The organism is Nocardioides sp., from assembly GCF_036493135.1.
Lineage (GTDB): Bacteria > Actinomycetota > Actinomycetes > Propionibacteriales > Nocardioidaceae > Nocardioides.
Map to the genome: position 1 here is coordinate 1 of NZ_DASXQG010000095.1, position 22382 is coordinate 22382.

Consider the following 22382-nt stretch of genomic DNA (forward strand, 5'->3'; position numbering starts at 1 on the left):
GGCCTTCGTGACCGCCCTGCAGCTCCTACCGCCGCGCCAGCTCGCCGTGCTGATCCTGCGCGACGTCCTCGGATTCCACGCCAGCGAGGTGGCCTACATGCTGAGGGTGACCATCGAATCGGTCAACAGCGCCCTCAAACGAGCCCGCGCTAACCTGAAGCGCCGCCAGCAGCGGGCCGCCGACTACCAGCCGCGGCCTGCCGCTGGCTCGCCCGCCGAGGACGCGATCGTGGCTATGTTCGCAAGGGCGTGGGAGTCCGCCGATGTCGACGCGCTGGTGGCCCTGCTGACCGACGACGTTTTCATCGCGATGCCTCCGGAGCCTTTCGGATACGAGGGCCGAGAACTCGTGGCCCGCTACTGCGCCCGCCAGTTCGCCGCGGGCCGCAGGTTCGACCTTGTGCCGGCTCGAGCCAACGACCAGCCGGCGTTCGGGGCATACCTGCGCGGCCCGGGCGGAATCCGCCACGCGACCGGCTTCTATGTGCTCACCCTTGCCGGCGGCCAGATCTGCGGCATGACCCGCTTCGAGGCCAGCGTGCTGCCGTGGTTCGGGCTACCACGCTCACTCCCCAGCAGATAACGAGTGTCCGCAATACCCGATCTACTTCCAAGGAGGGCGCAATAGAACTGTCACGACCGCGTTCCAATCGAATTTCTCCGACATTTCCACGGTTATCCAGGCAGCCATTCAAGCTGTCTTTGACCGCGTCCGCCGGCGAGCTCCGACGTCGCCGGCATCACCGCTCGCACCACGAAGAGAACTCACTTGAGGAGAGCCCGTGACGCAGATGCCGCACCGTGTTGCCCGTGAGCTGATCGCCAGCCGAGTCGCCGACGGCGAACGGCGCCGCCTCGCTCGTCGTGCGGCCCACGCCCGCCGACGTCGTACCGCCGACTACCGCACCGACTAGACAACCTCCGCGCCGCAGCCCTACACCAGTGAGGGCTGCGCCGCGCCACTCCTGCGGCATCGAATGGCCACCAACCCAGCGGAGCCCGCACGGAGCCCGTCGGTGAAGGGAACGTCGCCCCGGCCGGGCCCGCGGCAAATCGCGACGCTCGTCGGATGGAACCCCACTCGACCTGCGCCCGCTCCCGGCGAAAGGGGCTAAGGCCGGATCAGCCGTGCCACCTCGAGCTTGGGCATACCGACCGGGCGGGGCACCGGCGCAGACCTTGCAACAGCCCGCCCCCTCCGGGTGGGTGCGCGATCTGAGTGGGGAGGGGCCTGCTTTCCCGAAGGCTCGAGGCGAGTTCGAGCTCTCGTACCACTACAGGTCGTAGTAGAGCTCGAACTCGTGCGGGTGTGGGCGCAGGGCGACGGGCTGGATCTCGTTGGTGCGCTTGTAGTCGATCCAGGTCTCGAGGAGGTCGCCGGTGAAGACCCCGCCCTCGAGCAGGAACTCGTGGTCGGCCTCGAGCGAGTTGATGACGGCATCGAGAGTGGCGGGCACCGTCGGGATGTCGGCGTGCTCGTCGGGCGGCAGCTCGTAGAGGTCCTTGTCGACCGGCTCGTGCGGCTCGATCTTGTTCTTGATGCCGTCGAGGCCGGCCAGCAGCATCGCGGAGAACGCGAGGTAGGGGTTGGCCGACGGGTCGGGGCAACGGAACTCGATGCGCTTGGCCTTCGGGTTCGAGCCGGTAATCGGGATGCGGACGCACGCGGAGCGGTTGCGCTGGCTGTAGACCAGGTTGACCGGCGCCTCGAAGCCCGGCACCAGGCGGTGGTAGGAGTTCACCGTCGGGTTGGTGAACGCCAGCAGCGACGGGGCGTGCTCGAGGATGCCACCGATGTAGTAGCGGGCGGTGTCGGAGAGGCCGGCGTACCCCGTCTCGTCGTAGAACAGCGGCTCGCCGTCGTCCCAGATCGACTGGTGGCAGTGCATGCCCGAGCCGTTGTCGCCGAAGATCGGCTTCGGCATGAAGGTCGCCGACTTGTTGTTGCGCCACGCGACGTTCTTCACGATGTACTTGAACTTCATCACGTCGTCGGCCGCCTTGAGCAGCTCGGCGAAGTTGTAGTTGATCTCGGCCTGGCCCGCCGTACCGACCTCGTGGTGGGCGCGCTCGACGGTGAGGCCGGAGCGCTCGAGCTCGATCACCATCTCGTCGCGCAGCTCGCCGAAGTGGTCGTACGGAGCAACCGGGAAGTACCCGCCCTTGTAGCGAACCTTGTAGCCGCGGTTGTTCTCCTCGGAGCCGGAGTTCCAGTACCCCGCCTCGGAGTCGATGTGGTAGTAGCCGGCGTTCACCTTGGTCTCGAATCGCACCGAGTCGAAGACGTAGAACTCGGCCTCCGGCGCGAAGTAGGCGGTGGTGCCGATGCCGGTGGACGAGAGGTACGCCTGGGCCTTGCGAGCGATGTTGCGCGGGTCGCGCGAGTAGGCCTCGCCGGTCAACGGGTCGTGGATGAAGAAGTTCACGACGAGGGTCTTCGCCGTACGGAACGGGTCGAGGTACGCCGTGGTCGGGTCCGGGAACAGCGACATGTCCGACTCGTGGATCGCCTGGAAGCCGCGGATCGACGAGCCGTCGAAGTTCAGCCCGTTGTCGAACACCGACTGGTCGAACGACGACACCGGAACGGTGAAGTGCTGCATGACCCCGGGCAGGTCGCAGAACCGTACGTCGATCATCTCGACGCTCTCGTCCGAGACGTACTTCAACAGCTCGTCGCTGGTGGCGAACATTCGTCCTCCTCGGCCGATGGTCGCGGCCTGGTGAGTCCGGGCGGGGCCGGTGTGTGCGGGTGTGGCCGCCACGGCAGCGGCGGACGTCGTCACCGTAGGAGCGGCCAGTTTCTCGACCGTATCCCCTGTGTTTCGCCGATGTAACGGGGCAGCCCGGGTGGGGTCCGGCGCGCGCCGGCCGTCGCCGTACGCTGACCCGGTGCCCACGCGCGACCTGCCCTTCGAGACGGCCTCGTGGGCCCGCCGGATCCTCGCCCTGCTCGTCGACTACGCGGCCTGCTGGGGCGTGATGCTGCTGATCTACGGCGGCGACTGGTTCGGCAGCGGGACCCTGCCGTCGGTGTACCTGAACCTGCTGTTCATCGCCGAGTCCGCGCTGCTGATGGCGTTGTCGGGTGGCTCGTTCGGCCAGCTGGCCACGCGCCTCCGCGTCATCCGGATCGACGGGAGTGCGCGGCCGCTGACCTTCCTGACGGCGCTGCTCAGGCAGTTCCTGATCTGCCTGGTGATCCCACCGCTGGTCTTCCGCCCGGACGGCCGGGGTCTGCACGACCTGATCTGCGGCTCGGCGACGGTCCCGCTGATCCCGCGCACCGACACCGCTTCGTGACCCGTTACGCCCTTGCGGCGGCGTCCTCGCGGTTACCCTGCCCAGGAGACCCGGTGTGCCGGGAGACCGGTTTCGCTCACGGGGAGCGGGGCCAGACCACGTGGAGCCCTGGAGGACCCCATGCGCAGCCTGACCCTTCGCACGGCGGCGCTCGCCGCCGTCGTACCGCTGGCCCTCGGGGCCCTGACCGCCTGTGGCAACGGCGACTCGACGACCGCGGCGGACCCGCAGGCATCGACGTCCGACAGCCCGAGCAGCCCGACCGGCTCGAGCACGCCGGAGGACACCCGGACCGGCTCGACCGGCGACGCCGTCGACCCGGCGGACTTCGTCGCCACGCTGAAGACCGCGGCGAAGGCCGTCACGACCGCGCGCTTCACGATGTCGATGGACCTCGGCGGCCAGACCGTCGACGCGAAGGGCGCCCTCGACATGACCGGCGACAAGCCGGCGATGCAGCTCACGATGGACCTGACCGGCATGGGCACGCCCTCCGAGATTCGCATGGTCGACGGGGTCATGTACATCGAGGCCCCTGGCAGCAACGGCACCTTCGTCAAGATGGACCTCAGCGACCCCAGCGGCCCCCTGAGTGGGTACGGCGGCGCGCTGACCGACTACGACCCGCAGTCGATGATCAACTCGATGTCGCCGGATGCGTTCAAGAAGATCACCGACCTCGGCTCGGAGACCGTCGCCGGGCAGCAGCTCGAGCACTACCGGATCAGCCTCGACACCGCCGAGGCGACCAAGATGTTCCAGAACCTGCCGAGCAGCGGGGCGACCCCGAAGACCCTGACCTATGACCTGTGGCTGGACAGCCAGAGCCGCTTGGCGCGGTTCAAGATCCTGGTCAAGGGCGTGAGCGCCGTGACCGCGACGTACTCCGACTACGGGGCCGAGGTGAACATCACCGCGCCCGACCCGTCGGACATCGTCGCGCTGCCGGGCAGCAGCACCGCGGGCTGAGCGAGTTCGCTCAGCGCCCGCGCATCTGACCGCGCATGCCCTTCATCGAGGTGGGCACCGGGCCCTTCGGCATGGGCACGACCGGGCGCGAGGCGTCGATCGCCTTGAGCCGGGCCAGGATGTCGGTGATCTCGGCGGGCTGCACCTGACGCTTCATCTTCTGCACGTGGCGGGACAGCTTGGCGAGCGGGATCTGGCCCTCGTCGTTGCCGACCAGGATCTCGTGCACCGGGGCGTCGACGGCGACCCGCTCGTGGCGCTTGCGCTCGCCGGTCATCAGGGCGCGGAGGCGACCCGGGCTGCCCTCGCCGACGAGGAGGATGCCCGGCGGACCGACCACGCGGTGCACGACGTCCTGCTGCTTGGTGAAGGCGATGGCGTTGTCGACGTGCCACCCGCGCTTGAGGAGGCCGAGCGCACCGGCGGCGGCGCCTACCTGGCCCTCCATCTGGCCGTACACGGCCTTTTGCGCGCGCCGGGAGAAGACGATCAGGCCCGACAGCACGCCGAACATGAGCCCGCCGACGACGGAGAGGATGAGGCCGAGGGTGCTGCTGCGACCGACCACGAGCCAGAACACGCCGAAGCCGACCACCAGCCCGAGCAGGCCGACGCCGAACACCCAGCGCCCGAGGGCCGGGTCGCTCTTCCTCGCCATCTGGTAGGTCTGGGCGAACTGCTGACGGCGGCTCAAGGCCGGAGGATCGGCCGGCTTGGGCGTGGGGCTCTTGGCCATGCGGGGACTACTCCGTTGACGTGCGGCTGTGATGGCAGGTGGTCAGGACGGCGTGCGTGCCGACATGGCCTGACGGTACAACCGTCCGGCCCGGTACGACGAACGCACGAGCGGCCCGGACATGACCCCCGAGAAGCCGATCTCCTCGGCCTCGGCGGCCAGCTCGACGAACTCCTCGGGCTTCACCCAGCGCTCCACCGGGTGATGCCGGGCGGACGGACGGAGGTACTGGGTGATCGTGACCAGCTCGCAGCCCGCCGCGTGGAGGTCGCGCAGCGCCTGGCTGACCTCCTCGCGGGTCTCGCCCATGCCCAGGATCAGGTTGGACTTGGTGACCAGGCCGAACTCCCGGGCCGCGGTGAGCACGCCGAGTGAGCGGTCGTAGCGGAACGCCGGGCGGATCCGCTTGAAGATGCGCGGCACCGTCTCGACGTTGTGGGCGAGCACCTCGGGCCGGCTCTCGAAGACCTCGGCCAGCAGGTCGGGCTTGGCGTTGAAGTCGGGGATCAGGTTCTCCACGCCGGTGTCGGGGTTCAGCGCGTGGATCGCCCGCACCGTCTCGGCGTACAGCCAGGCTCCGCCGTCGGGCAGGTCGTCGCGGGCGACGCCGGTGATCGTGGCGTACTTCAGGCCCATCTTCGACACGCTCTCGGCGACCCGACGCGGCTCGTCGCGGTCGAGCGGCTCGGGCTTGCCGGTGTCGATCTGGCAGAAGTCGCAGCGGCGGGTGCACTGGTCGCCGCCGATCAGGAACGTCGCCTCGCGGTCCTCCCAGCATTCGAAGATGTTGGGGCAGCCCGCCTCCTGGCAGACCGTGTGCAGACCCTCGGACTTCACCAGCCCGTGCAGCTCCTGGTACGCCGGCCCCATCTTCGCCCGCGTCTTGATCCACTCGGGCTTGCGTTCGATGGGCGTCTCGGCGTTGCGGACCTCGAGCCGGAGCAGCCGGCGGCCGTCGGGAGCGGCGTTGTGCCGTGCTTCGGGGGGCGTGCCGGTCGAGACTTGAGTCACCGCCCCATCGTACGTGGGGGGCCCAGTCCGCCCGAGTCGGGGAGCGACGCAGCGCCGACTCAGCCCGGGAGCCCGAGCACCGGGACGCGACGCTGGCGAACGGGCCCGGGCCGCGGCTCGTAGTCGGGCGTCGCGTCGTACGGCGCCCAGGCCAGCAGGTCGGTGAGATGCCGGCGCACGCTCGGCAGTACGTCGTGAACGGTCACCTCGCGGCCGAGCTCGGCGGTCAGAGACGTGACGCCGGCGTCGTCGATGCCGCAGGGGACGAACCGGTCGTACCACGAGAGGTCGACGTCGCAGTTGAGGGCGAAGCCGTGCATGGTGACGCCCTGGCTGACCCGGATGCCGAGGGCGGCGATCTTCCGCTCGGGACGGCCGGCGTCCGCCCGGAGCCACACGCCGCTGCGGCCGGGCACGCGCGCGGTCTCGAGGCCGAGGTCGGAGCAGACGCCGATCAGCGCCTCCTCCACTCGGCGTACGTAGTCGACCACCTTGACGTGGTCGGGCAGCCGGACGATCGGGTAGCCGACCAGCTGGCCGGGTCCGTGGAAGGTGATCATCCCGCCGCGGTCGACGTCGATCACGGATGCATCGCCGGGGTCGGCCGGCCGGTCGCCCGGCGCGGTGCGCTTGCCGGCGGTGAAGACCGGCGGGTGCTCCAGCAGCCAGACGGTGTCGGGCTGGGCGCCGCTCACGACGCGTTCGTGGATCGCGCGCTGGGTGTCCCACCCTTCGAGGTAGTCGACCGCGTCGGCGTCGAACCCGCCCTCGCGGAACACCAGGTCACTCACGCCATGAGCCTAACCTCCGGCCCACGAAGTCCAGCTGCGCCGGCAGCATCCGCGTCCAGTACGCCGCGTCGTGCGCTCCGTCCTCGAACGTCGACGTGATCGGTCGCGCGAACCCTGCGACGTACGCCTTGTCGTCGGGGTAGAAGGGGTCCTCGGTCCCGCAGTCGACCCGGACGGCGATCCCGTCGAGGTCCGCCTGGTGGCCGAAGACGGTGTACCGCTGGTACTCCGCCGCGTTCGCGAAGCCGTCGGGCGAGGCGTAGGCCGGGTCGCGCCAGACGGCCGGACTCAGCACGGACACGGCCCGGACCTTCTGTCGGCCGACGATCGGGCCGAGGCGCAGCGACCCGTAGCCACCCATCGAGTAGCCATGGAAGGCCATGCGGTCGGTGTACAGACCCTGCTCGGCCAGCAGCGGCAGGAACTCCTGGACCACCATGCCGCCGGCGTCCTCGCCGTTCGGGCGCGGGTGCCAGTACGTCGTACCGCCGTCGACGGTCGCGATCGCGAACGGCGGCACCTCGGCCGCGACGGCCGCGGCCAGGAACCGGTCGATCCCGAGCTCGTCGATCCAGGAGCGGTGCGTGCCGCCCAGGCCGTGCAGGGCGACCAGCACCGGCAACCGCTCAGTGTGGGGTCCGGGATAGATCACCGACCAGCCGGTCCGGGCGCCGAGTCGCAGCCGGGACGCGAAGGACCCGCTCACGACGCGACCCGGCGTCACGTCGGGAATGTGCCCGGCCGGGCCGGTCTGCCCCAGCGCCCGTCGCAGCCGCGACCGCCCCGGCAGCCAGCCCTCGTCGACGGCGAACCCGGCTGCGGCGACCGCGCCCGCGGCTCCGGCGACGCCGGCCAGGACTCCACGTCGGGACACGTGCACGCGCCCACCGTAGGAGCCTGTGGACAGTCCCTGCGGGGAGCGCGCCGGTCGGGTCACAGTGGTGGGATGCGGACTCGGACGCTCCTGTTGCTGGCGGTCGCGGTGACCGTCGTTCCGGTCTGGCTGGCCGGGGTGGCCGAGGGAGGGCGACCGTCGGTCCGTGTGCCGTCCGTGCCGATCGCCGGCGATCCCGGGTCTCCCGCGGCCCAGGCACTCACCGTGCTCCGTCGATGGGATGTACGCCGGGCGGCGGCCTGGTCGGCCGGCGACCCGGCCGCCCTCGCTCGGCTCTACGTGCACCGGTCGCAGACGGGCGCCCGCGACGTGGGCGACCTCCTCCGATGGGTACGCCGCGGTCTGCGCGTGGTCGGCCTCCACCAGCAGGTCACGGCGGTCCGGGTCACCGGGGGCGATCCGCGCCGGATCGTGATGGTGGTGACCGAGCGGACCGTCGACGGGATCGCGGTCGGCGCCCGACGCCGTACAGCGGTCCCGGCCAGCGCCTGGGCGACCCATCGGGTCTCCCTCCGGCTCTCACAAGGCCGGTGGCGGGTCGCCGAGGTGCGGACTCAGCCGGCCAGGTGACCCCAGCGGGTGGCGAGCCGCTCCCAGGGTCCGCTGTCGGCGACCCTGCCCTCGACCAGCACCACGACCCGGTCTGCCTGGGTCAGCGCCGCCGCCTTGGAGGTCGCGCCGATCACGGTGGCACCGCGCTCACGCAGCGCCGTCCAGAGCTCGACCTCCGTCGTCGCGTCGAGCGCCGATGAAACGTCGTCGGCAAGCAGCAGCTCGGCGTCGCAGGCCAGCGCCCGGGCGAGCGCGAGGCGCTGCACCTGGCCACCCGACAGGCGTACGCCGCGGTGGCCGACCAGCGCGTCGGGGCCACCGGCGTCGCTGACGTCGCGCCGCATCCGGGCCGCGTCGAGCGCCGGGACGACCTCGCGCCCGGCGTGGTCGAGGGCGACGTTCCCGCGGAAGGTGCCGGACAGCACGCGCGGCACCTGGGCCACGTGGGCCACCCGGCCCGGCCGGAGGTCGGCCTGGTGGTCGTCGAGGATCGTGTCGTTCCAGCGGACCTCACCGGTGCTGGTGACCAGGCCGGCCAGCGCGCCGAGCAGGCTCGACTTGCCGGAGCCGACCTGACCGAGCAGGAGGACCAGCTCGCCGGTCGTCACCTCGAGGTCGACGTCGCTGACGCCGATGGTCCCGTCGTCGTGGATCGCGGTGAAGTCTCTGACACGCAGCCCGGTCAGCGGGTCGTGCGGCGCGGGCACCGGGTCCGGCGCGATCCCGTGCACGAGGTCGACCCCCGGAGGCAGCTCCATCAGGTCTCCGCCGCCGGCGAGCCGGCTGGTCGCCCGCATCCAGGCACGGGTGCCCGGTGCCTCGGTGATTACCGAGCCGGCGACCCGGCCGAACCAGTCGAACCCGTTCACCGCGCCCGCGACCATGAGCGCCGTGGCGAGGCCCCAGCCACCGGTCACGAGAATGGCCCACGCCGAGACGACGCCGACCTGCACCATCACGATCGGGACACCGTCGAGCAGCGCCTGGACGCGGTGCTCGCGGACCGCGGCCGCGACGCGGCCGCCGTCCACGTCGCGCAGATGACGGTGGACGTCGGGGGTGGCCGCGGCCAGCTTCACCGTGCGGACCGAGTCGAGCGAGGAGACGAGGGAGCGGCCGAAGCGCGCGCGGGCCGCCGAGGATGCCGCGGCCGAGCGCCCCGCTACCCGGCGTCCGAACGACGATGCGACGGCGGAGGTGGCCATCACGCCGAGGAGCACGGCGCCGGCGAGTGCGGTGCCGGCCACCACGGCGGTGACGACGGAGATCGCCAGGCCGTTCAGGAAGTCGACCCAGCGGTCGGCGTACCGCGCCATCCGGTCGGCGTCCATGGTCCGGGCGACGACCTCGCCGGGCGGCGTCTTCTCGAGTCGGTGAGCCTCGGTCTGCCCGTGGAGCACCCGGGTGCGCGCTCGCAGCATCACGGCGATCCACCACTGCGGGTAGCGGCGGATCCCTACCGCCAGCAGCACCGGCGAGACGATCAGCGAGACGACCAGCAGCGCCACCAGCGGGATGGGGTGCTCGCCGTGCTGGAGGTCGGAGACGATGTGGCCCCACAGCCAGCCGGTGATCGCGCCGAACGCGCCGGTGAGCGCGCACACGAGGAACAGGCCCATGCTGTAGAGGCCCCACTGCGGCTCGATGAAGAGCGCGTTCTTGGTGGCGCGCGCCAAGCCGGGGATCGGCCGGAGGGTGGGTGCCGGCGGGGGAGCACCAGTGCGGCGCTGGGTGCCGACCGCACCGTCGTGCAGCGAGTCGTCGACCTCGCGCAGCGACGACTCGCTCGCCGAGGCGGTGAGCAGGTCGCGGAACGGTCCCGTCCGCTGCGCGAGGTCGTCTCGCGCACCCTGCTGGACGACGCGACCGCCGGCGAGCACCGCGACCTGCTCGGCGCGCTCGGTCGTCGAGAGGCGGTGGGCGACCAGGATCCCGGTGCGACCGGAGAGCAGCCGCTCGGCGGCCCGCACGACGCGGGCTTCGGTGAGGGGGTCCATCCGTGCGGTCGCCTCGTCGAGCACCACGACCCGGACGTCGCGCACGAGCAGCCGGGCGAAGGCGACCAGCTGCTCCTCGCCGGCGCTCAGGCTGGTGCCCCCCGGGCCGAGCGGGGTGTCAAGCCCCCGGGGCAGGCCCTCGACCCAGGCGGTCAGACCGAGCTCGGCGACCGCGGCGTCCACGGTGGCGCGCGGGAGGTCGGCGAAGAGCGTGATGTTCTCCGCGAGCGTGCCGGCCAGGATCTCGGTGCGCTGGGTGACGACGCCCACCGCCGAGCGCAGCTGCTGGAGCTCGAGGTGACGGACGTCGACACCGCCGAGGAGCAGCGACCCGGGCTCGGGCTCGACCGCGCGGGACAGCAGGGAGGCCAGCGTGGACTTGCCGGAGCCGGTGCGGCCGACTAGGGCGCACGTCGTACCGGCCGGGATCGTGAGGTCGACGCCGTTCAGGGCGAAGGTGCCCTGTGCATAGGCGAAGTGGAGATCGACGAAACGGACGGACAGCGCTCCCTCGGGCAGTTCCTGGCCGCCCTCGGGCTCGGCGTCGGAGGCCATCAGCCCGCGCAGGCGGATCACGGCACCGAAGCCCTCCTGCAGGTCGGGCAGGTGCCGCGCCAGCTGGTCGACCTGGCCGACGAACATCGTGGTGACCAGGAACAAGGTGACCAGCGAGGCGGTGGAGAGATGGCCGTCGATGACCAGCGTCACGCCGACCAGCGCCGTGGCCGCGAGCACGCCGTGGAGCAGCACCCCGGTACGGCGACTGATCCGGGCCTCCAGGCTGACCACGTCGGCGAACCGGGCGTGCACCCGGCCCGCGAGCTCGGTGCAGCGGCGCACGACGAACGGCTGGCCCAGGCTGGTCCGCAGGTCGTCGCGCGCGGCGACGCCCTCCTCCATGGCGGCGGCGTGGTCGGTCCACGCCATCTCCTCGACCACCTTGCGCTCGGAGATCTGGGGCAGGATCTGGCGCACGACGAGCAGGGCTCCGAGCCCAGACAGCGGGAAGAGGATGAACGCCGGCCACCACGTGAAGCCCGCGACCAGCCACAACGGGCCGGCGGCCATGAACGTGCGTACGGCCATCCAGACGCCCTGCCGAAGCAGCGTGCCGACCTCGTGGGTGTCGTCGTCGATCCGGTCGAGCACCTCGCCGACGGCCTGCTCGCTCAGCTCCGAGAGCGGCTGGGCCATCGCGGCGTCGAGCAGGTCGGCGCGCAGCCGACCCTCGGCGCGGTCGACGAGCCCGGCCCACAGCGTGCGGCCGCACGTGTCGAGAAGAGCGGCGCCGACGACGCACAGTGCCAGCAGCCGGACCAGACCCGCGCTCGGGTGCTCGGCCAGCCGCCCGGCGACGACCGAACCCGACGACGTCCCGATCGCGCCGAACAGCGAACAGGTGAGCGCGACGCCGGCGAACGGCGTACGCATGCGCCGCCAGTCGACCGGCACGCGACCGTCCGGCACGCGCGGTGTCGCGGTGCTCGGGCGCGCCGGTGTAGAGACGAGATCGGTGGTGGTCACGGTGCTACGACGGTACGGCGGACCGCCGACGTCCTGCCTCTTGTTTTCAGCGCAGGCCGGACAGGCCGGAGGCGACCACCGCGGTCGCGTCCCGGTCGCGGAACTCGAACCCCGCGTCGAGCAGTACCTGGGGCACGAGGTTGACCGAGCCGAGCAGCTCCGGCGCCAGCGGGCCGGCGCCGATGCGGATCGCGGGTGACGGCACCGCGACGAACGCCGGACGGCCGACCGCGTGGGCGAGGGCCCGGGTGAAGTCCGCGTTGGTCGGCGTCTCCGGGCAGCAGACGTTGATCGGCCCACTCACGCTGTCGTGCTCCGTCAGGTACACGACGGCGGCGAGCCAGTCGCGCAGCGACACCATCGGGAAGTACTGCCGGCCACTCCCGATCCTCCCGCCGAGGCCGAGCCGGTACAGCCGGCGCAGGATCCCCAACGGCTGCGACTCACGGTCCATCACCGGTGCGGTGCGGAGCACGCACACCCGCGCACCCGCTTCGCGGGCGGGTTGTGCAGCGGCTTCCCAGACCCGGGTCACGTCGGCCATCAGGGTGTGTCCACGACTGTCGCTGGCCTCGGTCACCGGCACGTCGCCGTGGTCGCCGTAGATCGCGATCGCGTTGCCCGCCACGAACGCCGGCTTCTTCGTCGACCCCGCGATCGCCTCGGCGAGGGTGCGGGTCGTGGTGACCCGCGACTCCCGCAGGTTGCGGGCCCAGCGCGTCGAGTAGGGGTTGCCGATGGTCGGGCTGCCGGCCGCGTTGACGACCAGGTCGGCATCCTCGATCACCTGGGCGTCGATCTCCCCGGTGGCGGGATCCCACCGAGACTCCGCGTCGGCCGTCGGTGTACGTCGTACCAGCGACGTCGAGGTGTGGCCGCTATCCCGCAGTGCCTCGATCAGGTGCCGCCCGAGGAACCCCGAGGCGCCACCGACGAGGACGTGCATCAGACCTCGAACTGACCGGCCTCGAGCCGCGCCTTCACGTCGGTGAGGAACCGGGCCGCGTCGGCGCCGTCCACGAGCCGGTGGTCGTAGGTCAGGGCCAGGTAGACCATCTGCCGGACCGCGATCGTCTCGCCGAGGTTGGGATCGTCGATCACGACCGGCCGCTTGACGACGGTGCCGGTGCCGAGGATCGCGACCTGCGGCTGGTTGATGATCGGGGTGTCGAACAGCGCGCCGCGGCTCCCGGTGTTGGTCAACGTGAACGTGCCGCCGGACAGCTCGTCGGGCGTGATCTTGTTCGTCCGGGTGCGCTCGGCGACGTCCGCGATCTTCCGGGCCAGCCCCGCGATCGACAGGTCGCCGGCCTCCTTGATCACCGGCGTCAGCAGACCACGCTCGGTGTCGACGGCGATCGCGAGATTCTCGCGGTCGAAGTAGGTGACCTCGCCCCTCTCGGTGTCGATCGCGGCGTTCAGGCTCGGGTGGGCCTTGAGCGCGTCGATCGCCGCCTTCGCGAAGAACGGCATGAACGAGAGCTTCACGCCCTCCCGCGACGCGAAGTCGGCCTTCGCCGAGTCGCGCAGCCGCGAGATCGCGGTGACGTCGACCTCGACGACCGTGGTCAGCTGGGCGCTGACGTGGAGCGACTCCACCATCCGGTGCGCGATCACCTTGCGCAGGCGCGTCATCGGCTCGGTCTTGCCGCGCAGCGGCGATGGGACCGGCGCGCCCGGTGCGGTGGCCGCCGATGCGGGCTCGGTCCGGGAAGGCTGGGCCGCCGCTGCCGCTGCCGCCGCCGGCTGGGTCGGCGTGGTGTCCTTGCCCTGCTTCTGCGCTGCGTCCAGCACGTCCTGCTTGCGGATGCGGCCACCGACGCCGGTGCCGACGATCCCGGCCAGCTCGACGCCGTGCTGGGCGGCCATCTTCCGCACCAACGGCGTGACGTACGCCGAGGAGTCACGGCCACTTGACGGCGCGGCCTGCGCCGCCGGCTGCTCGGCCTGCGCCGCCGGTGCCTCTTCCGCGGCCGGTTGCTCAGCCTCGGCCGGCACGTCCGCCGCCTGCTCGGCGGGCTGCTCCGGCGCGGATTCCTCCTGCGCGGGCTCCTCCTGAGCGGGCGGGGCCTGCTGCTCCGCCTGCGCGGGGGCCTCGCCCGACCCGATCACGGCCAGCTCGGCGCCGACGTCGACGGTCTCGTCCTCGTTGACCTTGATCTCCAGCAGGGTGCCCGCCGCAGGGGACGGGATCTCGGTGTCGACCTTGTCGGTCGACACCTCGAGCAGCGACTCGTCGGCCGCGACCTGGTCACCCACCTGCTTCAGCCAGCGGGTGACGGTGCCCTCGGTCACGGACTCGCCGAGCTCGGGGAGGCGTACGACGGTGTGCCCCCCGCCGGACGGCTCGGCGGCACCGGCTGTCGCCGCGGCCACTTCCTCGCGAGGTGCTTCGGCCGGCTGCTCGGGCTCGGCCGGGGTGTCCGCGTGCTCGGCCTCGGCGTGCGCCTCCTCGCGCTCGACCCGCTCCTCGTCGAGCGGGGTCTCCGCGGCCTGCTCGGGCTCCGGCTCGGGCTCCGGCTCGGGCTGCGCGGAGTCACCACCGCCGGCGTCCACGCCGCCGGACGACTCGTCGGCCGCACCGATCACGCCCAGTACCGCACCGACCTCGACCGTGTCGTCCTCGCTCGCCTTGATCTCCAGCAGCGTGCCGGCCACGGGCGACGGGATCTCGGTGTCGACCTTGTCGGTGGAGACCTCCAGGAGCGGCTCGTCGACGGCCACCTCGTCACCGACCTGCTTCAGCCATCGGGTGACCGTGCCTTCGGTGACGGATTCGCCGAGCTCGGGGAGGTTGACTTCGGTGGCCATGTGAGGGGGATCTTCCTGTCTCGTGGTCCGGCGTGTGGGTCAGGCGCCGCTCATGAATGGGCGTGCAAGGGCTTCCCGGCGAGCGCCATGTGGGCCTCGCCGAGGGCCTCGTTCTGAGTCGGGTGGGCATGCACCAGGGGCGCGACGTCCTCGGCGTGTGCCTCCCAGTTGTAGATCAGCTGGGCCTCGCCGATGAGCTCGCCGACCCGGTCGCCGACCATGTGGACGCCGACGACCGGCCCGTCCGTACGGCGTACGAGCTTCACGAACCCCTGGGTCATCAGGATCTGGCTCTTGCCGTTCCCGCCGAGGTCGTAGGTCACGGTCTCCACCCCGTCGTCTCCGTACGCCGCGCGCGCGGCGGCCTCGTCGAGCCCGACGGAGGCGACCTCGGGGTGGCTGTAGGTCACGCGCGGGATGCCGGCCTCGTCGATCGGCGCCGGCTCGAGCCCGGCGATGTCCTCGGCCACGAAGATGCCCTGCTGGAACCCGCGATGGGCCAGCTGCAGGCCGGGGACGATGTCGCCCACGGCGTACACGCCCTCGAGGTTGGTGCGGCAGCGCTCGTCGGCGAGCACGAAGCCGCGGTTCATCGCGACGCCCTGCTCGTCGTACCCCAGCCCGTCGGTCGACGGTGCGCGGCCGACCGCGACGAGCAGCAGCTCCGCCTCGATCACGTCGCCGCCCTCGACGGTGACGGCCACGCCGTCGTCGGTGACCTTGACGCTCTGGAACGGGGTGGAGGTGCGGAGGTGGATCTTGCGCTTGCGGAATGCGCGCTCGAGCGCCTTCGACGATGCCTCGTCCTCGGCAGCCACCAGCCGGGGGAGCGCCTCCACGATCATCACCTCGGCGCCGAAGCTCGCCCACACACTGGCGAACTCGCAGCCGATCACGCCGCCGCCCAGGACGACGACCGACGCCGGCACCCGGTCCAGGGCGAGGGCCTGCTCGGAGGTGAGGATCCGCTCACCGTCGATGTCGAGACCGGGCAAGGAGCGGCTGTAGGAGCCGGAGGCCAGCACCAGGTGCTTCCCGGAGTAGGAGGTGTCACCGACCGTGACCTGCCGGGGCCCGGTCATCCGCCCCACGCCCTCGATCACGGTGATACCGCGGCCCTTGATCAGCCCGGTCAGGCCCTTGAACAGCCGGGAGACGACCTTGTCCTTGTAGGCGTTGACCCCGGCCATGTCGATGCCGTCGAGCGTCGCGCTGACACCGAACTGGGACGACTCGCGAGTCTGGTCGGCGACCTCCGCCGCATGGAGCAAAGCCTTGGTCGGGATGCAGCCGACGTGGAGACAGGTGCCGCCGAGGTTGCCCTTCTCCACCAGGCCCACCGAGAGGCCGAGCTGAGCGGCGCGAAGCGCGCAGGCGTAACCACCGGATCCTGCCCCGAGAACGAGCACGTCGAACTGGCCTTCGGTCACCCGGTCATCCTTGCACTCTTTGCCACGCCGGCGGCAAGGAGGGCGAGAGGCGGGCGCTGCTGTGTGGCCTCATGCATCATGGCCTTCATGAGACTCTTCGGACGCGGTCGTGGACCGAGGTTCCGTCGTCCTAGCGGGGACACCGCGCGCACCGGCTCGACGCGGGTGCGGCCGTCGTCGAGCGACGACGAGCAGCACCTCGAGGACTTCGTCTCGACCCGCGAGGGAGTGGAGGGTTTCGTCGAGCCGCGGACGGCGGTCAGCGACGTCACCCTGCTCCTCGTGGCCTGGGACGGCGAGTTCACCCGTCGCCGGGTGCAGTCTGCGGACTGGGCCTACAAGTTCTGCCAGCGCCGGGGCATCGCGGCGTACGAGGCCGGCGTGGTCGGCATCCCGCAGCGGATGCGCGAGTACATCAAGCGACAGAAGGAGCGCGGTCGGTGAGCGCACGCGCGTAGTCGACCAGAGTCGTCAGGGTGAAGCCCGTGCCTCCCGAGGGCCAGTGACCCGTGGCGGCACCGCTGTTGAAGCCCGGGCCGGCGATGTCGAGGTGCCCCCACGGGCGGTCGCCGGTGAACTCGCGGAGGAACGCCGCAGCGAACAGCCCGCCGCCCCACCGCGTCCAGTCGTGCTGGAGCAGGTCGGCCAGCTTGCTGCCGCGTACCCGGTCCACGATGTCCTGCGGGATCGGCATCGGCCAGTGCTTCTCACCCGTCTGCTGCCCGGCCTCGACCAGCGCCGCGACCACGTCGTCGCTGCCGAACACCGCGCCCACGCGGTTGCCGAGCGCCATCGCCATGTGCCCGGTCAGGGTCGCCACGTCGATGATCACGTCGGGCTCCTGCTCGAGGGCACGGCCCAGACCGTCCGCGAGGACCAGCCGACCCTCGGCATCGGTGTTGAACACCTCGACGGTCTTGCCGCCGTAGATCGTGATCACGTCGCCGGGTCGCATCGAGGAACCGGACACCATGTTCTCGGCCAGGCAGGCGTACGCCGTGACGCGCACCGGCAGCCCGAGCCCGGCGATGGCCAGCGTGGCTTGAGTGATCGTGGCAGCACCGGCCATGTCGCACTTCATGGTCTCCATGCCCTTGGCCGTCTTGATGCTCAGGCCACCGGAGTCGAACGTGATGCCCTTGCCGACCAGGGCCAGGTGGGCGACCGGTTCGGCGGGGGAGTAGCGCAGCTCCACCAGTCGCGGCGGTGCGCTCGAGCCGCTGCCCACGCCGAGCAGGCCACCGCAGCCGAGCTCGGTCAGCGCGGCCTCGTCGAGGACCTTCGCCTTCACCTTGGTGCCCTTGACCGCCTTCGTGATCTCGGTGGCGAACAGCGGCGGCGTGAGGTCGCCCGCCGGCGTGTTGACCCAGTCGCGGACGCCGTTCACGGCGGCCGCCACGACCTGCGCGTCGTCGAAGGCGCTGATCGCCTCCTGGCGACGGGCGGCCGGGCTGAGCACCGTGACCGTGCCGGCCCGCTGGTCGGGCTCCTTGGACTGGTAGCGGGAGAACACGTAGCCACCGAGCAGGTAGCCCTCGAGCACGTTGCGCACCAGGCCCGCGTCGTCCGCGGGGAGGGCCAGCGCGACGGAGGCAGCGTTGGCCGTCGACCGGGCGGCGACACCCGCGGCGCGGCGTACGGCGAGGACCTGGGCGGGGCGCGCCTTCGGCTGCTGGCCCATGCCGACCAAGACGAGCAGAGGGCTGGACAGTGTGCCCCCGGTCGGCACGCGGGTCACCTCGCCACTCTTGCCGTTGAAGCCGAGGGTGCTGAGCAGCGGCCGTAGCGACCGCCCGAACGCGGCGGTGACCTCCTCCGCGCCGGCTGCCAGAGTGACGCCCTTGGTGCCCTTCCAGGCCCCGACGACCACGGCGTCGGCCCGAGTCTTCGCCGGGCTTGCGCCCCGCAGGTGGTAGCTGGTCACCGGGTCACCCTAGATGAGCGATGCGCGACGTCCGGGTCCCCGCGACGGGGTCCGGCCCGGTGTAGGTTCGCGGGCATGGCCGAGGACACCGCCCGCGGCACGGCGCTCCTGCAGTCGCCGCTGCACGAGCGGCACGTCGCACTCGGGGCCAAGTTCGCGGAGTTCGGCGGCTGGTCGATGCCGCTGGAGTACCCCTCGGGCGTGGTCAAGGAGCACACCGCCGTCCGCGAGTCCGTCGGCGTCTTCGACGTCAGTCACCTCGGCAAGCTCATGGTCACCGGCCCGGGCGCCGCGACGTACATCAACGCGACGTTGAGCAACGACCTCGGCAAGATCCGGCACGGCAAGGCGCAGTACACACTGTGCTGCGACGCCGAGTCCGGCGGCATCGTCGACGACCTGATCGCTTACTTCCACGACGACGAGCACGTGCTGCTGGTGCCGAACGCCGCGAACTCCGCGGAGGTCGCGCGTCGGCTCACGTCGCAGGCACCCGAGGGCGTGCGGGTGCTCGACCACCACCGGCAGTACGCCGTGCTCGCGGTGCAGGGGACGAAGTCCGACGAGGTCCTCGACGCGATCGGGATGCCCTCGTTGCACGAGTACATGTCCTTCGCCGAGGCGGAGTTCGAGGACACCGGTGTCGTCGTGTGTCGCACCGGCTACACCGGCGAGCGTGGCTACGAGCTGATCGCGCTCAACGAGGTGGCCGGCCTCCTGTGGGACCGGCTGCTCGCGGCGGGTGAGCCACTCGGAATGCTCCCATGCGGCCTCGGCGCGCGCGACACCTTGCGCACCGAGATGGGCTACCCCCTGCACGGGCAGGACATCACCGTCGACGTCACGCCCAACCAGGCCGGCCTCGGCTGGGCCGTCGGCTGGAGGAAGGACGCGTTCTGGGGTCGCGACGCGCTGGTCAAGGAGAAGGACGCCGGACCGCAGCGAAAGCTCCGCGGGCTCGTGTCCCTCGAGCGCGGCATCCCGCGCCCGGGCATGATCGTGAGCCTGGTGCCCGACGTACCGCTGTGCGAGATCACGTCCGGCACGTTCTCTCCTACGCTGAAGAAGGGGATCGGGATGGCGCTCGTGCCGACCTTCGTGGACCCGGAGGCCGAGCTCGGCGTGCAGGTCCGCACCCGCCGCGAGATCTTCGCCTCGGCCAAGCTCCCGTTCGTCGACACCTCCGTCCGCGAGTCATGAACCTCCCCGAGCAGCCGGCGACGTTTCGCCAGCCGTCGCCGGCCGAGCGGCCTTGGTGGTGGAAGCTGCTCGACGGCTCCGGCAGTGAGGCGCGGGTGCCGGAGGAGTACGCCCATCAGCGCTTCGCCTCACAGGCCGACGCCGAGTCGTGGGTCGGCGAGGTATGGGCCGAGCTCTCGGCGGCCGGGGTCGACGCGGTGACCCTGTTCGAGCACGAGCGCGAGGTCTACGGCCCGATGTCGCTCTCGGCGTGACGGCCGTTCTTCGGGGTCCGCGGTTGGGCGCCAAACCGCAACCCAATGCACAGAAATGACGCGGTTCTTGACCAATCGGTTGGGTGTGGAAACGGTTCAGGTGCCGGTCGGGACGAGTTCGCCGACGGGGACCTCGGCGTCGAGCCGGTTGCCGAGGGGCGCGAGGGGACAGGCCCAGTCGGGGTCGTAGGTACAGGACGGGTTGTAGGAGAAGTTGAGGTCGATCACCCAGGCTGAGCCGTCGGGTCCCTCGCGCCCGAGGTCGGCGCCCTTGACGGTGTCGAGCAGGTAGCGACCGGCGCCGTACGTCGTGCGGCCGGCCGTCGCGTCGCGCAGCGGCAGGAAGATCCCGTTGCCGTAGGAGCTCAGCCACCACACGTCGAGCCCGCCGAGGCCCGGGATCTCGAACCGGCCCGCCCGCCGGAACGGCACGGCCCCGTCGCTGCCGGTGGTCGGCTCCCACTCCTCGGGGTCCGCGGGCTCGATCGGAAGTGCGAACCGGTAGGCCGGGTCGTACGGCGCGTGCACCAGGCGCTGCCCCTCCTGCCGGGCGCTCGCGGGATGGGCACGGAACAGCTCGGTCCGTCGCTCGACCCACTCGGCGTGCGCGGCGGCCGGGTCGTCGTTCGCTCGGACGTCCGAGTAGAGCGCGTGCACCTCGCGTCGCCACGAGGCGACGTGCTGGGACCACGGAAGGAGATCGGCCATGCGGCCCAGCATGCCAAGGAGGGACGGTCGGGGTCAGGTGAGGGAGGGCGCGACACCGGGCTCGGACTCGTCGATCGGGAGCTCGCCGTCGACGATGCTCTCGCGCTCGAGGAACCGCTCGGCCATGTGCACCGACGGATGTGTCCCGGCGACGGCCAGGACCACGGTGCCGGCGATCACCAGCCAGCCGGCGCTCGGCAGCGCCTCGGGGTGCCACGACATCGCGAGGAAGGTGAAGGCGGCCGGTGCCCAGCGGCCACCGAGGGTGGAGAACACCTCGGCCACGCCGCCGTACTCGCCGCGTCGCGCGGGGTCCATGAGCTTGGCCTCGAACGCCCAGCTGGCGCCGGAGTTGTAGAGCTCGGCGCCGGTGACGGCCACGTGCCCCAGCCAGACCAGGAAGATGGTCAGGAAGCCGGCGGTGCTGTGGGTGGCCATCGTGATCAGGCAGGCGAGGATGAAGAACGCGCCGGAGATGCGCACCGATCGCAGCGCGTCCGAGAGCGTCGCGATGCCTCGAGAGGTGTAGGCCGGCAGGAAGATGCACATCACCGTGTTGGTGCCGAACAGCCAGGCGAGCAACCAGTGCGGGGCATCCGTGGCCTGCACCAGCCAGAGCGGGATCACGACGTTGAGCAGGACCTGGTTGGTCCACATGGTGCCGGAGAAGAGGCTGGTCAGCATCCAGCCGACGTTGTGCAGCGGGCCGCGCCCGCGTGGCTTCACCCGGGGCTTCGTGGGCTCGGACGACGACCGCGCCAGGTCATGCGGTGCGCGCGGCAGCCGGGTGATGAAGACGGCGTTGACCAGGCCGATCGCGAGCGTGAACAGCGGCATCCACCGCATCACCGTGAGGTTGTCGAAGGCCAGGGCGACGCCCCCGATGATCGCGCCGAGGGTGAACCCGACGTTCAGCGAGGAGTACATGTAGGCCTGGGTGGCCACCCGTTCGTCCTCGGGCATCACGTCGAGCACGTAGGCGTTGCGGCCGGCGCCACCGGCGTTCTCGATGATCTCGAAGGAGACGACCATCGCGACATAGCCGGTGAAGCTGTCGATGAACGGCCAGGCGGCGAAGAGCAGGGCTGCGAGGAACGCGCCCACCGCCCACGTCCGCTTGGGGCCGATCCGGTCGGTCAGCTTGCCGGCGGGGTAGGCCACGAGGAACGAGACGACGCCGGCAATGGTGAGGCCCAGTCCGACCTGGGCGGCCCTGAGCCCCACCACCTGGGTGAAGAACACGGCGGACCCCGTGAGGAACGTGCCCTCGGCGGTCGCAAACAGCAATGACTGCGTCGCCAGCCGTCGCGAGAGCGGCGTCGGCGGAACGAGGCGGCGTAACGAGCGTCCGAGACGTGGCACGCCCCTATCCGATCAGGAACCACCGACGGTCCACACCTGAATTTCGGCGAACCCGGTGGCGCCCTAACGTGGCCCCATGCGCCCGTTCTCCCAGGTCGATGTCTTCTCCACCGAGCCGCTCAAGGGCAACCCCGTCGCGGTGGTCCACGACGCCGACGGGATCAGCGACGAGGAGATGCAGCGGTTCGCGCACTGGACGAACCTGTCGGAGACGACGTTCCTGCTCACGCCGACGGACCCCGCGGCCGACTACCGGTTGCGGATCTTCACGCCGAGCGAGGAGCTGCCGTTCGCCGGTCATCCGACCATCGGCAGTGCCCACGCCTGGCTCGAGGCCGGTGGAGTCCCGAAGTCGGACGACGAGCTCGTGCAGGAGTGTGGCTCCGGGCCCCTGCGGATCCGGCGCGGCGAGCGGCTCGCGTTCGCCGCCCCGCCGTTGCTTCGCGACGGTCCGGTGACCGACGACGAGCGCCGGCAGATCCTGACCGCCCTCGCGCTCACCGACGACGAGGTCGTGGATCTCTCCTGGGGCGACAACGGCCCCGGCTGGGTGGTGGTGCTGCTGCGGGACGCCGATGCGGTGCTCGCCGTGCGGCCCGACTGGTCGTCGTTCGGGGGGCTGGACATCGGGGTGGTGGGCCCCTACCCGCCCGGCGCTGAGTGCGCCGTCGAGGTGCGGGCGTTCTGTCCGAGCATCGGGGTCGTGGAGGACCCGGTGACCGGCAGTCTCAACGCCAGCATCGGCCAGTGGCTCGCCAGCGACCGACTGCCCACGTCGTACGTCGCGTCGCAGGGGACGGTGCTCGGTCGCCGGGGCCGCGTCCATGTCGAGAAGGACGGCGACACCGTCTGGGTCGGCGGCGACGCGGCAACGACGATCAAAGGGGTTGTCGGCGTCGGCGCCTAACGTCGGAG

General features: G+C 71.2%; 21 protein-coding genes. 9 read left to right on the forward strand and 12 right to left on the reverse strand.

Features of this window, described 5'->3' with window-relative positions:
* Both VGJ24_RS17920 and VGJ24_RS17925 read left to right on the forward strand, forming a co-directional pair.
* Nucleotides 1-583, forward strand: a 583-nt coding sequence (locus VGJ24_RS17920) for a sigma factor-like helix-turn-helix DNA-binding protein (RefSeq protein ID WP_331502006.1), incomplete at its 5' end; no start/stop codon positions are given.
* A gap of 199 nt (nt 584-782) precedes the next feature.
* Nucleotides 783-914 carry a hypothetical protein gene (locus VGJ24_RS17925; protein ID WP_331502007.1) on the forward strand — a complete coding sequence of 44 codons (132 nt, stop codon included), beginning with the start codon at nt 783-785 and terminating at the stop codon, nt 912-914.
* Nucleotides 915-1274: 360 nt separating this feature from the next.
* On the opposite strand, the gene glnA is transcribed toward VGJ24_RS17925, so the two are convergent.
* Nucleotides 1275-2693 (reverse strand): type I glutamate--ammonia ligase, encoded by a 1419-nt coding sequence (gene glnA, locus VGJ24_RS17930; RefSeq protein WP_331502008.1) that lies wholly within the window; start codon nt 2691-2693, stop codon nt 1275-1277.
* A 199-nt stretch (nt 2694-2892) separates the two neighbouring features.
* On the opposite strand from glnA, the gene VGJ24_RS17935 reads away from it, so the two are divergent.
* Together VGJ24_RS17935 and VGJ24_RS17940 are read left to right on the forward strand one after the other, a co-directional pair.
* Nucleotides 2893-3303 carry an RDD family protein gene (locus VGJ24_RS17935; protein WP_331502009.1) on the forward strand — a complete coding sequence of 137 codons (411 nt, stop codon included), beginning with the start codon at nt 2893-2895 and terminating at the stop codon, nt 3301-3303.
* Between the two features lie 120 nt (nt 3304-3423).
* Nucleotides 3424-4272 carry a hypothetical protein gene (locus VGJ24_RS17940; RefSeq protein ID WP_331502010.1) on the forward strand — a complete coding sequence of 283 codons (849 nt, stop codon included), beginning with the start codon at nt 3424-3426 and terminating at the stop codon, nt 4270-4272.
* 10 nt (nt 4273-4282) lie between these two features.
* Here VGJ24_RS17940 and VGJ24_RS17945 read toward each other — a convergent pair whose 3' ends face one another.
* The 4 genes from VGJ24_RS17945 to VGJ24_RS17960 all read right to left on the reverse strand — a co-directional run bounded on the left by VGJ24_RS17945 (nt 4283) and on the right by VGJ24_RS17960 (nt 7690).
* Nucleotides 4283-5008: a DUF4191 domain-containing protein gene (locus VGJ24_RS17945; RefSeq protein WP_331502011.1), complete on the reverse strand. Its 726-nt coding sequence runs from the start codon at nt 5006-5008 to the stop codon at nt 4283-4285.
* Between the two features lie 42 nt (nt 5009-5050).
* On the reverse strand, nt 5051-5953 hold the full coding sequence (gene lipA / locus VGJ24_RS17950) for a lipoyl synthase (protein WP_331502075.1): 903 nt from the start codon (nt 5951-5953) through the stop codon (nt 5051-5053).
* Between the two features lie 125 nt (nt 5954-6078).
* Entirely contained in the window at nt 6079-6810 is a 732-nt protein-coding gene (gene lipB, locus VGJ24_RS17955) for a lipoyl(octanoyl) transferase LipB (protein WP_331502012.1), read from the reverse strand.
* Complete coding sequence (locus tag VGJ24_RS17960) at nt 6803-7690, reverse strand: alpha/beta hydrolase (protein WP_331502013.1); 888 nt, start codon at nt 7688-7690, stop codon at nt 6803-6805. The genes lipB and VGJ24_RS17960 overlap by 8 nt, the downstream gene beginning before the upstream one ends.
* Nucleotides 7691-7756: 66 nt before the next feature.
* On the opposite strand from VGJ24_RS17960, the gene VGJ24_RS17965 reads away from it, so the two are divergent.
* A complete protein-coding gene (locus tag VGJ24_RS17965; RefSeq protein WP_331502014.1) occupies nt 7757-8275 on the forward strand; it encodes a hypothetical protein in 519 nt (172 codons plus the stop codon).
* Here VGJ24_RS17965 and VGJ24_RS17970 read toward each other — a convergent pair.
* The 4 genes from VGJ24_RS17970 to lpdA are packed head-to-tail and all read right to left on the reverse strand — an operon-like array spanning nt 8260 to nt 16019.
* Complete coding sequence (locus tag VGJ24_RS17970) at nt 8260-11778, reverse strand: ABC transporter ATP-binding protein (RefSeq protein WP_331502015.1); 3519 nt, start codon at nt 11776-11778, stop codon at nt 8260-8262. The genes VGJ24_RS17965 and VGJ24_RS17970 overlap by 16 nt on opposite strands.
* A gap of 46 nt (nt 11779-11824) precedes the next feature.
* Entirely contained in the window at nt 11825-12724 is a 900-nt protein-coding gene (locus VGJ24_RS17975) for a TIGR01777 family oxidoreductase (protein ID WP_331502016.1), read from the reverse strand.
* Nucleotides 12724-14589, reverse strand: a complete 1866-nt coding sequence (sucB, locus tag VGJ24_RS17980; protein ID WP_331502017.1) for a 2-oxoglutarate dehydrogenase, E2 component, dihydrolipoamide succinyltransferase — start codon at nt 14587-14589, stop codon at nt 12724-12726. The genes VGJ24_RS17975 and sucB overlap by 1 nt, the downstream gene beginning before the upstream one ends.
* 50 nt (nt 14590-14639) lie before the next feature.
* Nucleotides 14640-16019: a dihydrolipoyl dehydrogenase gene (lpdA, locus tag VGJ24_RS17985; protein WP_331502018.1), complete on the reverse strand. Its 1380-nt coding sequence runs from the start codon at nt 16017-16019 to the stop codon at nt 14640-14642.
* Nucleotides 16020-16106: 87 nt separating this feature from the next.
* Here lpdA and VGJ24_RS17990 point away from each other — a divergent pair, with 87 nt between their 5' ends.
* A complete protein-coding gene (locus VGJ24_RS17990; RefSeq protein ID WP_331502019.1) occupies nt 16107-16463 on the forward strand; it encodes a hypothetical protein in 357 nt (118 codons plus the stop codon).
* Here the strand turns inward: VGJ24_RS17990 and VGJ24_RS17995 are convergent.
* A complete protein-coding gene (locus VGJ24_RS17995) occupies nt 16435-17943 on the reverse strand; it encodes a leucyl aminopeptidase (protein WP_331502020.1) in 1509 nt (502 codons plus the stop codon). The genes VGJ24_RS17990 and VGJ24_RS17995 overlap by 29 nt on opposite strands.
* 75 nt (nt 17944-18018) lie before the next feature.
* Between VGJ24_RS17995 and gcvT the strand changes: the two genes are divergently transcribed.
* A complete protein-coding gene (gene gcvT, locus VGJ24_RS18000) occupies nt 18019-19143 on the forward strand; it encodes a glycine cleavage system aminomethyltransferase GcvT (protein ID WP_331502021.1) in 1125 nt (374 codons plus the stop codon).
* The gene (locus VGJ24_RS18005; protein WP_331502022.1) at nt 19140-19397 is read left to right on the forward strand and encodes a hypothetical protein; all 258 of its coding nucleotides are present in this window, start codon (nt 19140-19142) and stop codon (nt 19395-19397) included. Before gcvT ends, VGJ24_RS18005 begins: the two co-directional genes overlap by 4 nt.
* Nucleotides 19398-19493: 96 nt before the next feature.
* Here the strand turns inward: VGJ24_RS18005 and VGJ24_RS18010 are convergent, their stop codons facing one another.
* Together VGJ24_RS18010 and VGJ24_RS18015 are read right to left on the reverse strand one after the other, a co-directional pair.
* Nucleotides 19494-20105 carry a DUF1684 domain-containing protein gene (locus VGJ24_RS18010; protein WP_331502023.1) on the reverse strand — a complete coding sequence of 204 codons (612 nt, stop codon included), beginning with the start codon at nt 20103-20105 and terminating at the stop codon, nt 19494-19496.
* A 33-nt stretch (nt 20106-20138) separates the two neighbouring features.
* Nucleotides 20139-21467 (reverse strand): MFS transporter, encoded by a 1329-nt coding sequence (locus VGJ24_RS18015; RefSeq protein ID WP_331502024.1) that lies wholly within the window; start codon nt 21465-21467, stop codon nt 20139-20141.
* Nucleotides 21468-21543: 76 nt separating this feature from the next.
* On the opposite strand from VGJ24_RS18015, the gene VGJ24_RS18020 reads away from it, so the two are divergent.
* A complete protein-coding gene (locus tag VGJ24_RS18020) occupies nt 21544-22374 on the forward strand; it encodes a PhzF family phenazine biosynthesis protein (protein WP_331502025.1) in 831 nt (276 codons plus the stop codon).
* Nucleotides 22375-22382 lie beyond the last annotated feature (8 nt).